At 66.8% G+C, this 14199-nt stretch carries 16 protein-coding genes and 1 tRNA gene; 12 read left to right on the forward strand and 5 right to left on the reverse strand.

Annotated elements, in window-relative coordinates:
• Positions 1-28: 28 nt before the first annotated feature.
• On the forward strand, positions 29-448 hold the full coding sequence (locus CAL25_RS24620; protein WP_432759266.1) for an IS3 family transposase: 420 nt from the start codon (positions 29-31) through the stop codon (positions 446-448).
• Here CAL25_RS24620 and CAL25_RS22610 read toward each other — a convergent pair.
• A tRNA-Gly gene (locus CAL25_RS22610) sits at positions 437-510 on the reverse strand. The two genes, CAL25_RS24620 and CAL25_RS22610, sit on opposite strands and share 12 nt — an antisense overlap.
• 79 nt (positions 511-589) lie before the next feature.
• Positions 590-937 (reverse strand): antibiotic biosynthesis monooxygenase family protein, encoded by a 348-nt coding sequence (locus CAL25_RS22615; RefSeq protein ID WP_094804252.1) that lies wholly within the window; start codon positions 935-937, stop codon positions 590-592.
• 305 nt (positions 938-1242) lie between these two features.
• Here CAL25_RS22615 and trmB point away from each other — a divergent pair, with 305 nt between their 5' ends.
• Genes trmB through thiS form a run of 3 tightly spaced genes read left to right on the forward strand, consistent with a single transcriptional unit; the run spans position 1243 to position 3224 of the window.
• Positions 1243-2037 carry a tRNA (guanosine(46)-N7)-methyltransferase TrmB gene (gene trmB, locus CAL25_RS22620; RefSeq protein WP_094804254.1) on the forward strand — a complete coding sequence of 265 codons (795 nt, stop codon included), beginning with the start codon at positions 1243-1245 and terminating at the stop codon, positions 2035-2037.
• A gap of 33 nt (positions 2038-2070) precedes the next feature.
• Entirely contained in the window at positions 2071-3012 is a 942-nt protein-coding gene (gene pip / locus CAL25_RS22625; RefSeq protein ID WP_094804256.1) for a prolyl aminopeptidase, read from the forward strand.
• Positions 3013-3023: 11 nt separating this feature from the next.
• On the forward strand, positions 3024-3224 hold the full coding sequence (thiS, locus tag CAL25_RS22630; RefSeq protein WP_094804258.1) for a sulfur carrier protein ThiS: 201 nt from the start codon (positions 3024-3026) through the stop codon (positions 3222-3224).
• Positions 3225-3581: 357 nt separating this feature from the next.
• Here thiS and ffh read toward each other — a convergent pair whose 3' ends face one another.
• Entirely contained in the window at positions 3582-4988 is a 1407-nt protein-coding gene (gene ffh / locus CAL25_RS22635) for a signal recognition particle protein (protein ID WP_094804260.1), read from the reverse strand.
• Positions 4989-5075: 87 nt separating this feature from the next.
• On the opposite strand from ffh, the gene CAL25_RS22640 reads away from it, so the two are divergent.
• The 4 genes from CAL25_RS22640 to CAL25_RS22655 all read left to right on the forward strand — a co-directional run bounded on the left by CAL25_RS22640 (position 5076) and on the right by CAL25_RS22655 (position 7614).
• Positions 5076-5918 (forward strand): cytochrome C assembly family protein, encoded by an 843-nt coding sequence (locus CAL25_RS22640; protein ID WP_094804262.1) that lies wholly within the window; start codon positions 5076-5078, stop codon positions 5916-5918.
• A gap of 6 nt (positions 5919-5924) precedes the next feature.
• A complete protein-coding gene (locus CAL25_RS24295) occupies positions 5925-6197 on the forward strand; it encodes a PP0621 family protein (protein WP_170948580.1) in 273 nt (90 codons plus the stop codon).
• Between the two features lie 142 nt (positions 6198-6339).
• Positions 6340-6933, forward strand: a complete 594-nt coding sequence (gene ampD / locus CAL25_RS22650) for a 1,6-anhydro-N-acetylmuramyl-L-alanine amidase AmpD (RefSeq protein WP_094804266.1) — start codon at positions 6340-6342, stop codon at positions 6931-6933.
• A gap of 60 nt (positions 6934-6993) precedes the next feature.
• Complete coding sequence (locus tag CAL25_RS22655) at positions 6994-7614, forward strand: glutathione S-transferase family protein (protein ID WP_094804268.1); 621 nt, start codon at positions 6994-6996, stop codon at positions 7612-7614.
• Positions 7615-7630: 16 nt separating this feature from the next.
• On the opposite strand, the gene CAL25_RS22660 is transcribed toward CAL25_RS22655, so the two are convergent.
• Entirely contained in the window at positions 7631-8434 is an 804-nt protein-coding gene (locus CAL25_RS22660; protein ID WP_094804270.1) for an IclR family transcriptional regulator, read from the reverse strand.
• Between the two features lie 405 nt (positions 8435-8839).
• On the opposite strand from CAL25_RS22660, the gene CAL25_RS22665 reads away from it, so the two are divergent.
• The 4 genes from CAL25_RS22665 (at position 8840) to CAL25_RS22680 (ending at position 13163) form a co-directional block, all read left to right on the forward strand.
• Complete coding sequence (locus CAL25_RS22665) at positions 8840-9850, forward strand: 2-dehydro-3-deoxygalactonokinase (protein WP_094804272.1); 1011 nt, start codon at positions 8840-8842, stop codon at positions 9848-9850.
• Complete coding sequence (locus tag CAL25_RS22670; protein WP_094804274.1) at positions 9847-10482, forward strand: 2-dehydro-3-deoxy-6-phosphogalactonate aldolase; 636 nt, start codon at positions 9847-9849, stop codon at positions 10480-10482. The genes CAL25_RS22665 and CAL25_RS22670 overlap by 4 nt, the downstream gene beginning before the upstream one ends.
• Before the next feature lie 33 nt (positions 10483-10515).
• On the forward strand, positions 10516-11664 hold the full coding sequence (dgoD, locus tag CAL25_RS22675) for a galactonate dehydratase (RefSeq protein WP_094804276.1): 1149 nt from the start codon (positions 10516-10518) through the stop codon (positions 11662-11664).
• Positions 11665-11795: 131 nt separating this feature from the next.
• Entirely contained in the window at positions 11796-13163 is a 1368-nt protein-coding gene (locus CAL25_RS22680) for an MFS transporter (protein WP_249279207.1), read from the forward strand.
• A gap of 87 nt (positions 13164-13250) precedes the next feature.
• Here the strand turns inward: CAL25_RS22680 and CAL25_RS22685 are convergent, their stop codons facing one another.
• Complete coding sequence (locus CAL25_RS22685) at positions 13251-13961, reverse strand: hypothetical protein (protein ID WP_094804280.1); 711 nt, start codon at positions 13959-13961, stop codon at positions 13251-13253.
• Between the last annotated feature and the right edge of the window lie 238 nt (positions 13962-14199).

Consider the following 14199-nt stretch of genomic DNA (forward strand, 5'->3'; position numbering starts at 1 on the left):
AACCGCTGCGAGTGCATCGACCCGTTGCATGCGGGAGTGCGGCAGCACGCCCGTCCGTCGCGACAATCACGACCGCATCGAGTTAAAGCTAAAAGGCCTGAGCCCGGTGCAATACCGAGCTCAGGCCTTCGAGCTTCAGCGTCTGACCGTCTCGCTTCTGCGCGTGAGTGCAAAGAGCGGTCGTCATATCGAAACGTGCAGGCTTCAACCCTCGAGCCCGGATCGAGCGGAGATGGGCGTGAGTTTCTGTCCGGGCGATGCGAGCAACCATGCGGCAGACCAGCCCACGGATCGATGGACTGACAATGCGCTGAGGGAGGTCGCGGCTCGAGCATTCCCCCGACGTCATTGGACATCCTCAAAAGGAAATGCGCTGCCGGATAAAGGCATCGACCACTCAGTGAGCGTCCTGCGCTTGTCGTGGACCGCAGTGAAGTGGAGCGGGTGATGGGAATCGAACCCACGCTTGAGGCTTGGGAAGCCGCCGTTCTACCATTGAACTACACCCGCGTCGGTGTGTCGTACCGGCCTCAAAGGCCGGCAGAGGCGTGAATTATAGCGAGGAACTCACGGGCGCGCTTCGCAAAAACTAGCAGCCGCGCACCTTGATCGCGACGTCTCGTCCGGCCAGCGGATGAGGGATTTTGTTGTTGCCGTGGCTGCCGATCACTTCGGCCACCACCACGTGATAGCCGTCCAGCCAGCGCGACTGCGCCTGCTTGGCTTCGCGGTGGCGCGGCAGGTTCATCAACTGCTCCAGGGCCTCGAGCGTCTCCCAGTAATACACGTTCGAGACGAGTCCAGTGGCGGCGTTTTCCCAGGCTTCCTCGCCCAGATAACCGGGGATGGCGCGGGCCGCCTGGGCGATCGCGTCGTCCAGCGCGTGAAAGTCGGCGTCGAACTCGCCCTTGGCGAAGGTGAACGTGGAGGAATACATCGCTGCTCCTGAACTCGCGGCGTCGGAACCGCGTTCCTCGCGGAACGCACAGGGCCGCAGTGTACTCACGACGGGCGGGTGACCCGCCAGCAGGCGGCAGCCCGGGCTTGCCCTAGCGAGCGACACACGGTGCGGGTTCAGGCGGCGATCCGCTGCTGCCGGTCGTGCGCCGGATGTCAGGCTGCGTTTCCGCTTTGTGCGGGAGACCAGGCCTCGCCCGGCTCGATACGCCCGGCGGGTTACCGCCCCCCGGCCCGATCCGTCCCTCCCCACCTCCCCGCGCGCGCCTACTACAATCGCGGGTTATGAATACGAACACCCCCGAACACCAACCCGGCGCCCCCGCGCCGGCCAGCGACGCCGACGCGTCGCAGCCCCTGTCGCAGGGCACGCAAGAGGCGCTCGCCCAGGCCGGCCATGCGCCCGCCAGCCCCGGCGCCACGCACATCCGCAGCTTCGTGCATCGCCGCGGCCACATCACCCAGCGTCAGCGCGATGCGCTTGAGCAGCTGATGGAAAAGTGGGCCATCCCGTATGCCGCGCGCACGCTCGACGTGCAGGCCGCCTTCGGTCGCAGCGCCCCCACGATCCTGGAGATCGGCTTCGGCATGGGCGAGACGACCGAGAAGATCGCGCTGGCGCGTCCGGGCGACAACTTCATCGGCGTCGAGGTCTTCAATGCCGGCGTGGGCTCCATGCTCCACCGCATCGAGACCTCGCAGATCGAGAACCTGCGCATCATTCAGCACGACGCCGTGGAAGTCGTGCGCGACATGATTCCGCCGGACTCGCTGGATGGCGTGCATGTGTACTTCCCCGATCCGTGGCCCAAGAAGCGCCACCACAAGCGCCGCCTGCTGCAGCCGCCGTTCGTGCAACTGCTCGCCAGCCGGATCAAGCCGGGCGGCTACTTCCATTGCGCCACCGATTGGCAGGACTACGCCGTGCAGATGCTCGAGGTCCTGGGCGCCGAGCCGCTCCTGGCCAACACGGTGGACGGCTACGCGCCGCGGCCCGACTATCGCCCGCAGACCAAATTCGAAACGCGCGGCCTGCGTCTGGGCCACGGTGTCTGGGATCTGATCTTCAAGCGCGTCTGACGCGCGCCGCCTTTTCTAACGTGTGAGGTTGCAATGCTGTATCCCGCGATCGAACCCTACCGTCACGGCATGCTGGATACCGGCGACGGGCATCAGGTCTATTGGGAGCTCTGCGGCAATCCGCAGGGCAAGCCCGCCGTGTTTCTGCACGGCGGCCCCGGCAGCGGGTGCTCGCCGGTGCACCGCCAGCTGTTCGATCCGCGCCGCTACCACGTGCTGCTGTTCGATCAGCGCGGTTGCGGGCGGTCGAAGCCGCACGCGAGCCTGGACAACAACACCACCTGGGATCTCGTGGCCGACATCGAGCGGCTGCGCGGCGAGATCATGGGCGTGGATAAGTGGCTGGTGTTCGGCGGATCGTGGGGCTCGACGCTCGCGCTCGCGTATGCCGAGACTCACCCGGATCGCGTCAGCGAGCTCGTGGTGCGCGGCATCTTCTCGCTGCGCCGTTCCGAGCTGCTCTGGTTCTACCAGGAAGGCGCGTCGTGGCTGTTTCCCGATCAATGGGAAGAGTACCTTGCACCGATCCCGGAAGCCGAGCGCGGCGATCTGATCGCCGCCTACCGCAAGCGGCTGGTCGGCGATGACCCCGTGGAGCAGTTGCGCGCGGCCAAGGCGTGGAGCAAATGGGAAGACAACACGATCACGCTGTTGCCCAGCCCGCGCCATCAGCAAAGCCACGCGGCCGACCGCGCGGCGCTCGCCTTCGCGCGCATCGAAAATCATTACTTCGTCAACGCGGGCTTCATGGAAGAAGGCCAGCTGCTGCGCGACGCGCACAAGCTCGCCGACATCCCCGGCACCATCGTGCAAGGACGTTACGACGTCTGCACGCCCGCGCGCACCGCGTGGGATCTGCACCGCGCATGGCCGCAGGCGGCGTTTCATCTGGTGCCCGACGCGGGCCATGCGTTCGACGAGCCGGGCATCCTGGCGCGTCTGATCCAGGCCACCGACGGCTACGCCAATCAATAAGGAGTCATTAGATGCACATCACGCTCAACGGGCAGGCCCGCGAGGTTGCGCCTGCCACCACCGTGTTCGGCTTGCTCGACACTCTGGGCTACGCCGGCAAGCGCGTGGCGGTCGAGCGCAACGGCGAAATCGTGCCTAAAAGCAAGCACGGCGAGACCGCGCTGGCCAACGGCGATCAGATCGAAATCGTCGTGGCGGTCGGCGGCGGCTGAGTCGTTTTTCCTCGCGTGGCACGGCGCCGGACGCCGCGCCACGCGATAGCATGTCGTTACACCATCACGCTTTCGCGCGCCTGTCCGCCACGACCATAATCAGCCCCACGGCGCCTTTTTCTTCGATGCAAAAAGGAGCGACCCCGGGCTTGCATCACGTCCCCAAGCCCCTTCGCTCGCAGCCCGGCTAGATCCGCCCCGGCCGCGTCTCGACGCGTGTCGCGGCTTCCCGGAATATCCGCACAGACCGGCAATCCCCGCAGCGTTTGCCGGAATGTATCGGGACAGGCTATCCCCGCTTGCCCCGATCGATTCGGCCAGACGCAAGGTCTGGCCGTTTTTTTGGCTGGTGCGAGCTCAGCGCATGCCGAACTTGCCAAGGCCCTTCATGCCGCCCATGGCGCGCATCATCTTGGCCATGCCGCCCTTCTTCATCTGCTTCATCATGCCCTGCATCTGATCGAACTGGGACAGGAGGCGGTTGACCTCTTGCACCGGCACGCCAGCGCCCGCCGCGATGCGGCGCTTGCGCGCGGCCTTGATGAGCTCGGGCTTGGCGCGCTCGAGCGGTGTCATGGAGTTGAGGATGCCTTCGGTGCGGCGCAGCTGCTTCTCGGCCTGGCCGCCCTGGATCTGACCGGCCGCCTGCTGGAACTGTGCAGGCAGCTTTTCGAGGAGCGAGCCCATGTCGCCGAGCTTCTTGACCTGGCCGAGCTGTTCGCGGAAGTCGTTCAGGTCGAACTTGTTGCCCGACTTGATTTTGGCGGCAAGCTTCTGCGCCTCGGCGATGTCGATGTTTTTCTGGGCCTGCTCGACCAGCGACACGATGTCGCCCATGCCGAGCACGCGTTGCGCCATGCGCTCGGGGTAGAAGGGCTCGAGGCCCTCGAGCTTTTCGGACACGCCGACGAACTTGAGCGGCTTGCCGGTGACATGGCGCACCGAGAGGGCCGCGCCGCCGCGGGCATCGCCGTCGAGCTTGGTGAGCACCACGCCGGTGAGAGGCAGCGCGTCGGCGAAGGCGCGCGCGGTGTTGACCGCGTCCTGACCCTGCATGGCGTCGACCACGAACAGGGTTTCGATCGGCTTGACCAGATCATGCAGCGCGCGGATCTCGCGCATCATGGCCTCGTCGATACCCAGGCGGCCGGCCGTATCGAGGATCAGCACGTCGTAGTGATGACGGCGCGCGTGGTCGACCGCGTTGCGGGCGATGTCTTCGGGCTTCTGGCTGGGATCGGACGGCAGGAAATCGACGCCGGCCTGCGCGGCCACCGTCTTGAGCTGTTCGATTGCCGCGGGACGATACACGTCGGCGGACACCACCAGCACTTTCTTCTTGCCGGTTTTGCGGCCGCCCTGCATGTGCTCGCCGGAGACGAGCCAGCGGGCCAGCTTGCCGGTGGTGGTGGTCTTGCCCGCACCCTGCAGGCCGGCCATCAGGATCACGGCCGGCGGCTGGGTGGCCAGCGACAGCTCGGCGGCATGCGCGCCGAGATCGCCGCCCATGAGCGCGGTGAGCTCCTTGTGGACCACGCCCACGAGGGCCTGGCCGGGCGACAGGCTGGACGCCACTTCTTCGCCGAGGGCTTTTTCTTTGACGCGCGCAACGAAGTCGCGCACCACGGGCAGGGCCACGTCGGCCTCCAGCAGTGCCATGCGCACTTCGCGCAGCATCTCCTGGGTGTTGGCCTCGGTGAGACGGGCTTCGCCGCGCAGCGTCTTGACGACGCGCGACAAACGTTGAGTCAGGTTATCGAGCATGAGAGGCGTTTCCGCTTACACTAGTTGATTGAATCTTGGCCTCGGGCGCGCGATGCGCCAGAGGCTTTCATCCACCCAACGGTTTCTATGTCATCAGGCATTGTATTTCACGCCGTGGCTGCCCTGGCTTACGCCATTCTGGGCGGCTCGATGTGGCGCCGGCTGGCGCAACACGGCAGTGTCGAGCAGACCGGACGGATCGCCCGGGTGTGCCTGCTTGGCGCCCTGGTCCTGCATGGTATCGCGCTGTGGCAATCCATGTTGGGGACACAACATCTTTTCATCGGCTGGGCGCTCGCCATGTCGGCCGCCATCTGGCTCGGCCTGCTGGTGTTCTGGCTCGAGAGCCTGCTGGTGCGCATCGATGGCCTGCAGCTGCTGCTCCTGCCCGCCGCCACGCTGGTCACGCTGCTGGCGGCCGTGTTTCCGCAGGGGCAGGTCGTGCCGCACGCCGCCAATGGCTGGTTGCGCCTGCATCTATTGATCGCGCTGGCCGCCTACGGCCTCATCACCATCGCGGCGCTCCAGGCCATGCTCATGGCGCTGCTCGACCGCCATCTGCACCGCCCGCTCGAATCCCCGGCCGAACGCAGCATCATCGGCCGCGTGCTCGACGCCCAACCGCCGCTACTGATCCAGGAGCAACTGCTGTTTCGGGTGATCTGGGTCGGCTTCTCGGTGCTGACGCTGGCCGTGGCCACGGGCTCGGTGGCATCCACCCTGCTCACGGGCCGGCTGCTGCCGTTCGATCACAAGACCGTCTTCACGCTGCTGTCGTGGCTGACCTTCGGCGTGCTGCTGGCCGGCCGCCACATTCGAGGCTGGCGGGGCCGCGTGGCGCTGCGCTGGACGCTCACCGGCTTCGCGTTTCTGATCCTGGCTTACACCGGCAGCCGCTTCGTCCTCGAAGTGATCCTGCATCGAGGCTGAGCAAACATGGGCAAGATTCTTTTCTGGGTGCTGGTGATCCTGGCGGTGCTGATGATCGCCCGCATCGCCGGCGCACGCGCGGCCCAGCGCAAGAAGCCGCAGGCCAGGCCGCAGGCCGCGTCGCGCCCATCGGGCTCGAAAAACGCCCCGGTGCCGAGCGAGCCGATGGTGCGATGCGCGCACTGCGGCATCCACCTGCCCCGCTCCGAAGCCCTGCTGCAGCAGGGCCAGACCTGGTGCAGCGCCGAGCATGCGCGGCTGGGCAAGCCCGGCGGTTGATGCCCGGAGTCCCGCTCAGGAGCCCAGGCCGTCATGCCTGGGCTTTTTGCTTCCTGCGCCGCTCCCGGCATAATGCAGCGATCGCCTGCCCACCGGGCACGGCCTTCCCCGCGCAACCTCGCGCGACGCTGCAGATGTCGTCATGCAAACCCTGATCCTCGATCGGCACGGCTGGCTCGTGCCGGGCGCCACCGTCACGCGACTGCCCTCGCCCAATACCGACCCGCGCCCCGCCGGCACGCAGGTGAGCCTGCTGGTGATGCACAACATCACGCTGCCGCCCGGTGAGTTCAAGACCGCGGGCGGCCCGGATTACGTCAGCGATCTGTTTCTGAATCGGCTCGACCTGAACGCCAACCGGTGGTTCTCACGCCTGGCCGGTCTGCGGGTGTCGGCACATTTCCTGGTCCGGCGCGACGGCAGCATCGTGCAGTACGTGTCGACCGACGCACGGGCCTGGCATGCCGGCGTGTCGCGTTTTGCCGGCCGCGAGCGCTGCAATGATTTTTCGATCGGCATCGAGATGGAAGGCACCGACACGCTGCCCTACACCGATGCGCAATACAAGGCGCTGCCGCCATTGACAGCGGCGTTGCGCGCCCGCTATCCGCTGCGCGCCGCGTGGGGACACGAGCACATCGCGCCCGGACGCAAGACCGATCCCGGCGCGGCCTTCGACTGGCCGCGCTTCGGCCGCGATAACGGCTTTTTGCCCCGCGCGCTGCCACCGCGCTGACCCGCCCTGCCGCCCTTGGCCATCCCGGCCCGGCAGACGCACCGACCACAAGGAATCATCATGCTGAAGATTTGGGGAAGACTGAGTTCGCTGAACGTGCAAAAGGTCATGCTGGCCGTGCGCGAGCTGGCCTTGTCGCACGAGCTCGTCGAGGTGGGTGGCAAGTTCGGCGGGCTCGACACGCCGGAATACGGCAAGCTCAATCCGAATCGCCGCGTGCCGGTGATCGACGACGGCGGTTTCGTGCTCTGGGAATCGAACGCCATCGTGCGTTACCTCGCGGCACGGTATGGCAGCGGCACGCTCTGGCCCACGGACCCGTGCGTGCGCGGCGATGCCGATCGCTGGATGGACTGGCAGACGACGGAATGGCAGCCCGCCATGGTGCCGGCCTTCCTGCAGCTGATCCGCACGCCCGAAGGCGAACGCAATCAGGCCGTGATCGACAAGTCGGTGAAGCAGATCAATGCCTGCGCGCAGTTGCTCGACGCCGCGCTGCAGGAGCGCGATTACGTGAGTGGCGCGCAGTTCACGATGGGCGACGTGGCGCTGGTGTGCTCCACCCATCGCTGGCTCGGGCTGCCCATCGCGCGCCCGGCCACGCCGGCGCTGTCGGCCTGGTACCGGCGCGTGATGATGCGGCCGGCCACGGCCGGCGTGCTGACGCTGCCGCTCAGCTGACGCGCGCAGCGCGAGGCTAGACCTGCCAGCCCAGCTCGGCCGAGAGTTCGGCCGCCGAGCGCTGCACGGTCGGCACCAGTTCGCGCATGCGCTCGAGCGACATGTAAGGCACCGTGCTCGAGACGCTGACGGCCGCCGCGATGCGGCCGCTGGCATCGCGCACGGGCGCGGCCACGCAGCGGATCGACGGCTCGTTGTCTTCGAGGTCGAAGGCATAGCCACGCGTGGCGTAATCGCGCATCCGCTCCGCGAACACACGCCAGCCGGCGTTGGGATCGACGGCGCGCGCCGCCACCGGCGTGCCCACCTGATGCAGCGCCTGCCAGAGGTTCTCATCGTCGTCGAGCAACAGCGCCTTGCCCACGCCCGTGCAGGCGAGCGGCATCCGATGACCCACGCGCGAGCGCATCTCCAGGCCCTTTTTGCCGGGGATTTTTTCGAGATACAGCACCTCGGCGCCGTCACGCACGCCCAGATGGATCGTGTCGCCCGTGATATCCGCGAGCGCCGTGAGATGCGGGCGCGCCAGCGTGACCATCGGGATCGCCTCGCGCGATTGAAAACCCAGCTCGATCAGACGCGGCCCCAGCGCGTAACCCAGAGAAGGCAGCACGCGCAGATAGCGCTCCTGCACCAGGCAACTCGCCAGGCGGTGCGTGGTGCTGCGCGCCACGCCGATGCGTGCGCAGATTTCTTTGAGGTCGCGCGCGCCTTGGGCGACGGCCTGGATCACGGCCAGCCCGCGCATCAGGGTCTGCGTGCCGGCGGGCGCGCCGGCGTCGGGATCGAGCGGAGAGTGCGAGAGAGCAGGACGATTCATGAATTCACTGTCGAGAGCGGCACCGGAGGCGCCGCAGCCCGGCGCACGATGACGGCGCCGAGGCGGGTAAGGCGTGAAGCGATAAGGCTGTTATGCGATGAAGCGATGAAGCGGTGAAGCCGTAAAGCGGTAAAGCGGTAAAGCGGTAAAGCGGTAAAGCGGTAAAGCGGTAAAGCGGTAAAGCCGGCAGAGCATAAAACACCGGCAAGACACGCCTGCGTCTGCCCCGGCGGGAAGGGCCACAACAGCCTCAAGACCACCTTAAAAACCGCATTCTATCCCAATATATGAGATTCAATTCTATATTTTGAGATTTTCCGGCCGCTCGTCTAGAATTTTTCGCATCGGGGCCCACGGCCCCTAAAACCGGGCGCGTCTTGCGTCCGACAACGAGACAGTTTTTCCATGACTACCGGCAAGCCCGACGCCGCGGCACTGATCGCGCTGGATTGGGGCACCTCCTCGCTGCGCGCCTATCGCATGGGTTCTGATGGCCAGACGCTGGATGCCCGCCATCTGCCCTGGGGCATCATGAACCTGCCCCAACCCGTTCAGGACGGCGCCCTCTCCGCCGCGCCCGCCGATCAGGACAGCCGCTTCGAACTCGCGTTCGAACACGCCTGCGGCGACTGGCTGCGCGCCGAGCCTCATCTTCCCGTGATCGCCTGCGGCATGGTCGGCAGCGCGCAAGGCTGGCGCGAAGCCGCCTACCTCGACGTGCCGGTCGACCTGCGCCAGCTCGCCGGCCAGCTCACGCAGGTGCCGCGCCAGGGCACGCCGCTGCACATCGTGCCGGGCCTGATCCAGCGCCACGGCCTGCCCAACGTGATGCGTGGCGAAGAAACCCAGGTGGCCGGTGTGCTGGACACGCTCGGCGCCGACGCGGACGACCTGCTGATCGGTCTGCCCGGCACGCATTCCAAGTGGGTGTCGGTGCGCCGCGGCCGCGTCACGCACTTCGACACGTTCATGACCGGCGAGGTGTATGCCGCGCTGCGCGGCCACACGATCCTGGGCCGCACCATGAGCGATGGCGGCGCCGATCCCGAAGCCTATGCGCGCGGCTTGCGCGTGGCGGGCGCGCCCGCGGGCCGCGCCGGCGTGCTGTCCACGATCTTCAGCGCGCGCACGCTGAGCCTGACCGGCGCGCTCACCGCATCGGCCGGCCCCGACTACCTCTCGGGCCTGCTGATCGGGCACGAGATCGCCACGCTTGCCGAAATGCTGCGTCAGCAAGGCGCCACGCCGACCCTCGTGCTGTGCGGCGACGACGCCCTGTGCGATCGCTATCGGCTCGCGCTGGATCACTATGGCCTGGGCACGCCGGCCCAGGCTCGTCACGCTACCGAACGCGGTCTCTGGCATCTGGCGCATGCCGCCGGGCTGGTCCGCGCGACTCTCACGGAGACGCCATGAGCACCGTCACCCCGCTGTCCCAGGCCATGCAGGCCTGCCCCCTGGTCGCCATCCTGCGCGGCATTCGACCCGAAGAAGCTACCGCGATCGGCCAGACGCTGTATCAGGCGGGCTTCCGCCTGATCGAAGTGCCGCTCAACTCGCCCCAACCGTTCGACAGCATTGCCGCCATGCGCGCCGTGTTGCCGGCCGATTGCCTGCTGGGCGCCGGCACCGTGATCGATCCCGACGACTGCGCCCGCGTGCGCGAGGCCGGTGGCCAGATCATCGTGATGCCGCACAGCGACGCGGCCGTGATCCGCCGCGCCAAGGCCGAGCAGCTGTTCTGCCTGCCGGGCGTTGCCACGCCCACCGAGGCGTTCGCCGCACTGGCCGCGGGCGCCGACGCACTCAAGCTGTTTCCCGCCGAGCAGCTGGGCCCGCAGGTGCTGCGCGCCTGGCGTGCCGTGCTGCGCGCGCCGCTGCTGCCCGTGGGCGGCATCACGCCGCAGAACCTGGCCGACTTCGCCGCGGCCGGCGCCTCGGGCTTCGGCCTGGGCTCGGCACTGTACAAACCCGGCCTGTCGGCCGACGAGGTGGGCGCGCGCGCCCGCGACTTCGTCGCCGCCTGGCAAGCCATCGCCACCCGCTGATTCTTTCGATCTCTTTGCAGAGGAGTCCCTCTCATGAAAATCACCAAGCTCACGACCTACATCGTCCCGCCGCGCTGGCTGTTCCTCAAGATCGAGACCGATGAAGGCGTGATCGGCTGGGGCGAACCCGTGGTCGAGGGCCGCGCCCATTCGGTGGCCGCGGCCGTCGAAGAACTCGCCGACTACCTGATCGGCAAGGATCCGCGCAACATCGAAGATCACTGGACTGTGCTGTACCGCGGCGGCTTCTATCGTGGCGGCGCGATCCACATGAGCGCGCTGGCCGGTATCGATCAGGCGCTGTGGGACATCAAGGGCAAGGCCCTCGGCGTGCCCGTCTCGCAACTGCTCGGCGGCAACGTGCGCGACCGCATCCGCGTGTATTCGTGGATCGGCGGCGACCGCCCGGCCGACACGGCCGCGGCCGCGAAGAATGCCGTGGCGCGCGGCTTCACCGCCGTGAAGATGAACGGCACCGAAGAGCTGCAATACATCGATTCGTTCGACAAGGTCGAGAAGTGCCTGGAAAACGTGGCCGCCGTGCGCGAGGCCGTGGGCCCGAACGTCGGCATCGGCGTCGACTTCCATGGCCGCGTGCACAAGCCCATGGCCAAGGTGCTGATGAAAGAGCTCGATCCGTTCAAGCTCATGTTCATCGAAGAGCCGGTGCTGAGCGAGCACTACGAGGCGCTGAAAGAGCTGGCTCCGCTCACCTCCACGCCGATCGCGCTGGGTGAGCGCCTGTTCTCGCGCTGGGACTTCAAGCGCGTGCTGTCCGACGGCTATGTCGACATCATCCAGCCCGATCCGTCGCACGCCGGTGGCATCACCGAAACGCGCAAGATCGCCGCCATGGCCGAAGCCTACGACGTGGCGCTGGCGCTGCACTGCCCGCTCGGCCCGATCGCGCTGGCCACCTGCCTGCAGATCGACGCGGGTTGCTACAACGCGTTCATCCAGGAACAGAGCCTGGGCATCCACTACAACGCGGCCAACGACCTGCTCGACTACGTCAGCAACCGCGAAGTGTTCGCCTACGAAGATGGCATGGTCGCGATCCCGCAGGGTCCAGGCCTGGGCATCGAGGTCAATGAAGAGTACGTGAAAGAACGCGCCGCCGTGGGCCACCGCTGGCGCAATCCGATCTGGCGTCACGCCGACGGCAGCTTCGCCGAGTGGTAAATCCTCCGCCCGCGCCTGACCGCCGCCCCTGACAGGAGCGGTTGGCAAGCGCGGGCGACTTGCCCGGGACGCGCGGACAGGGCCGCGCATCCCATTCGGGCCGCTTTGCGAGACCCCTGCAGATTCATAACATGCCCGGCGACGCTGACAGCGCACGCCGGCCCCAAGCCCCCCCGAGGAGACCCGCCGTGTCCATCGCTACCGCAGCCGGCGCGCCGCTCGCGCAAAAACCTACGCGCAGCCGCTACATCATCATGGTGATGCTGTTCATCACCGTCGTCATCAACTATCTCGACCGCAGCAATCTCTCGATCGCAGCGCCTGGCATCAAGGATGAGTTCGGCCTCTCGACCATCCAGGAAGGCCTGATCCTGTCGGCCTTCGGCTGGACCTACGCCGCGATGCAGATTCCCGGCGGCTGGCTGGTCGACCGTGTCTCGCCGCGCGTGCTGTATGCGCTGGCCCTGATCCTGTGGTCGGCCGCGACCTTCTTCATGGGCTTTGCCGGCAGCTTCGTGCTGCTGTTCGTGCTGCGCCTGGCCGTCGGTGCGCTCGAGGCGCCCGCCTATCCGATCAACAACCGCGTGGTCACGACGTGGTTCCCGGAGCGCGAACGCGCCACCGCCATCGGCTTCTACACCTCGGGCCAGTTCGTCGGCCTGGCGTTCCTCACGCCGGTGCTGGCCTGGCTGCAGCATCACTACGGCTGGCACATGGTGTTCGTGAGCACCGGTCTGCTGGGCATCGTGTGGGGCGTGATCTGGTACATGGTGTACCGCGAGCCGCGTGCCTTCAAGGGCGCCAATGCGGCCGAGATCGAGCTGATTCAGAAGGGCGGCGGCATCGTCGACCTGGACCGTCGCAATCTCGAAAAGAAAGCGCCGTTCTCGTGGGCTGACCTGGGTTTGGTGATGAGCAAGCGCAAGCTGTGGGGCGTGTACCTCGGCCAGTTCTGCCTGACCTCCACGCTGTGGTTCTTCCTGACGTGGTTCCCCACGTATCTCGTGAAGTACCGCGGCATGGACTTCATCAAGTCGGGTTTTCTGGCCTCGGTGCCGTTCCTGGCCGCCTTCATCGGCGTGCTGTGCTCGGGTGTGCTGTCGGACTTCCTGATCCGCCGCGGCGCCAACGTGGGCCTCGCGCGCAAGCTGCCCATCATCCTGGGCCTGCTGATCTCGACCTCGATGATCGGCGCCAACTTCACCGACTCGACCCCGTGGGTGATCTTCTTCCTGGCGCTGGCCTTCTTCGGCAACGGCCTGGCTTCGATCACCTGGTCGCTGGTGTCGGCGCTCGCGCCGGAACGCCTGCTGGGCCTGACGGGCGGCGTGTTCAACTTCATCGGCAACCTGTCGGCGATCTGCACCCCGATCGTGATCGGCTTCCTGGTGACCGCGGACAACTTCGCACCCGCCATCATCTACGTGTCGACGCTGGCGCTGCTGGGCGCCCTGTCGTACATCCTGCTGGTGGGCAAGGTGGAGCGGATCCAGGCCTGAGCCTGATCGCGCCTACCTGATGGCAATGACAATGGCCCGTGCAGACGTTGCACGGGCCTTTGTTTTTTGAGGCCGCGATCGGCGTAGTCAGGCAGCGCGACGGGCGCGCCGGCGATACCACCATGTGAGCCCCAGCAGCACGAGCAGCACCACGCCGAGCAGCTGCGCGAGGATGGGCCAGAACAGCAAGGTGGAGAGATTCTCGTAGCCCCTGGCCGTGCGCTTGAGCGCGATCGGCGAGTTCACCACGAGATCGATGGTTTCGCCGCTGAGCGCGGCCCCGGCCGCTTCGATCGTGAAGGTCAGGTTGTTCGTGCCCTCGGCCAGCATGAAGGCCGGCTCCTGATCCCGCGTGACCGTGCCGTCGATCACGACGGCGGGGTACAGATCGCGGTAGTAGTGCCGTGCGCTGCTGGCGCTGGTGGGCGTGGCGGCCAGTAGCACCTCGGCGCCATCGTCGCGCCGCACGCGCACGCGCAGAGGCTCGCCGGGATTGGCGAACCTGGGATACGCCCCTTTGGGGGTGTCCACCGGCACGCTGTATTCGCCCAGCTCGGGCCGCGGCTCGCCGGGCCGCGCGCCCGGCCGGTCGCCGAACCGCGCATCCAGCCACAGGGGTGCCTCCTTCCAGCGGTAAACCTCGGCCTGCGCCGTGGCACCCGACGCGATCTTGATCGGCACCACGTAGGTCTGAGAGGCTCGCTCGAAAATGACGACACCCACGGCCAACGCGAGGGCCGCGACCAACCAGACCGTCCAGACCACGCCCAGCAGGATCTTGCACGCCTTGCGCATCATGTCGAGGGTTCCGCAATGAGGAGCGGGAGAGCGTACCGGTTCGGCGGCCTGCGCGCCAATCGTTCTTTAAATAGAACGTTGAGGCGATATTTTGCCGTCTACCGGGCTTTTGTCCTGTTCTTTAAAGTTCTGTTCATGGCAGCGACGCAACGACGCAGACCTGCAAACGGCGCCCCACTCAACCCCGCGCCCCTCAACCGAACCGGAGAACAGACATGACCAAGCCCTACGCCAAGCT

Origin of the sequence: Bordetella genomosp. 5 (assembly GCF_002261315.1) — a bacterium.
Taxonomy (GTDB): domain Bacteria; phylum Pseudomonadota; class Gammaproteobacteria; order Burkholderiales; family Burkholderiaceae_B; genus Bordetella.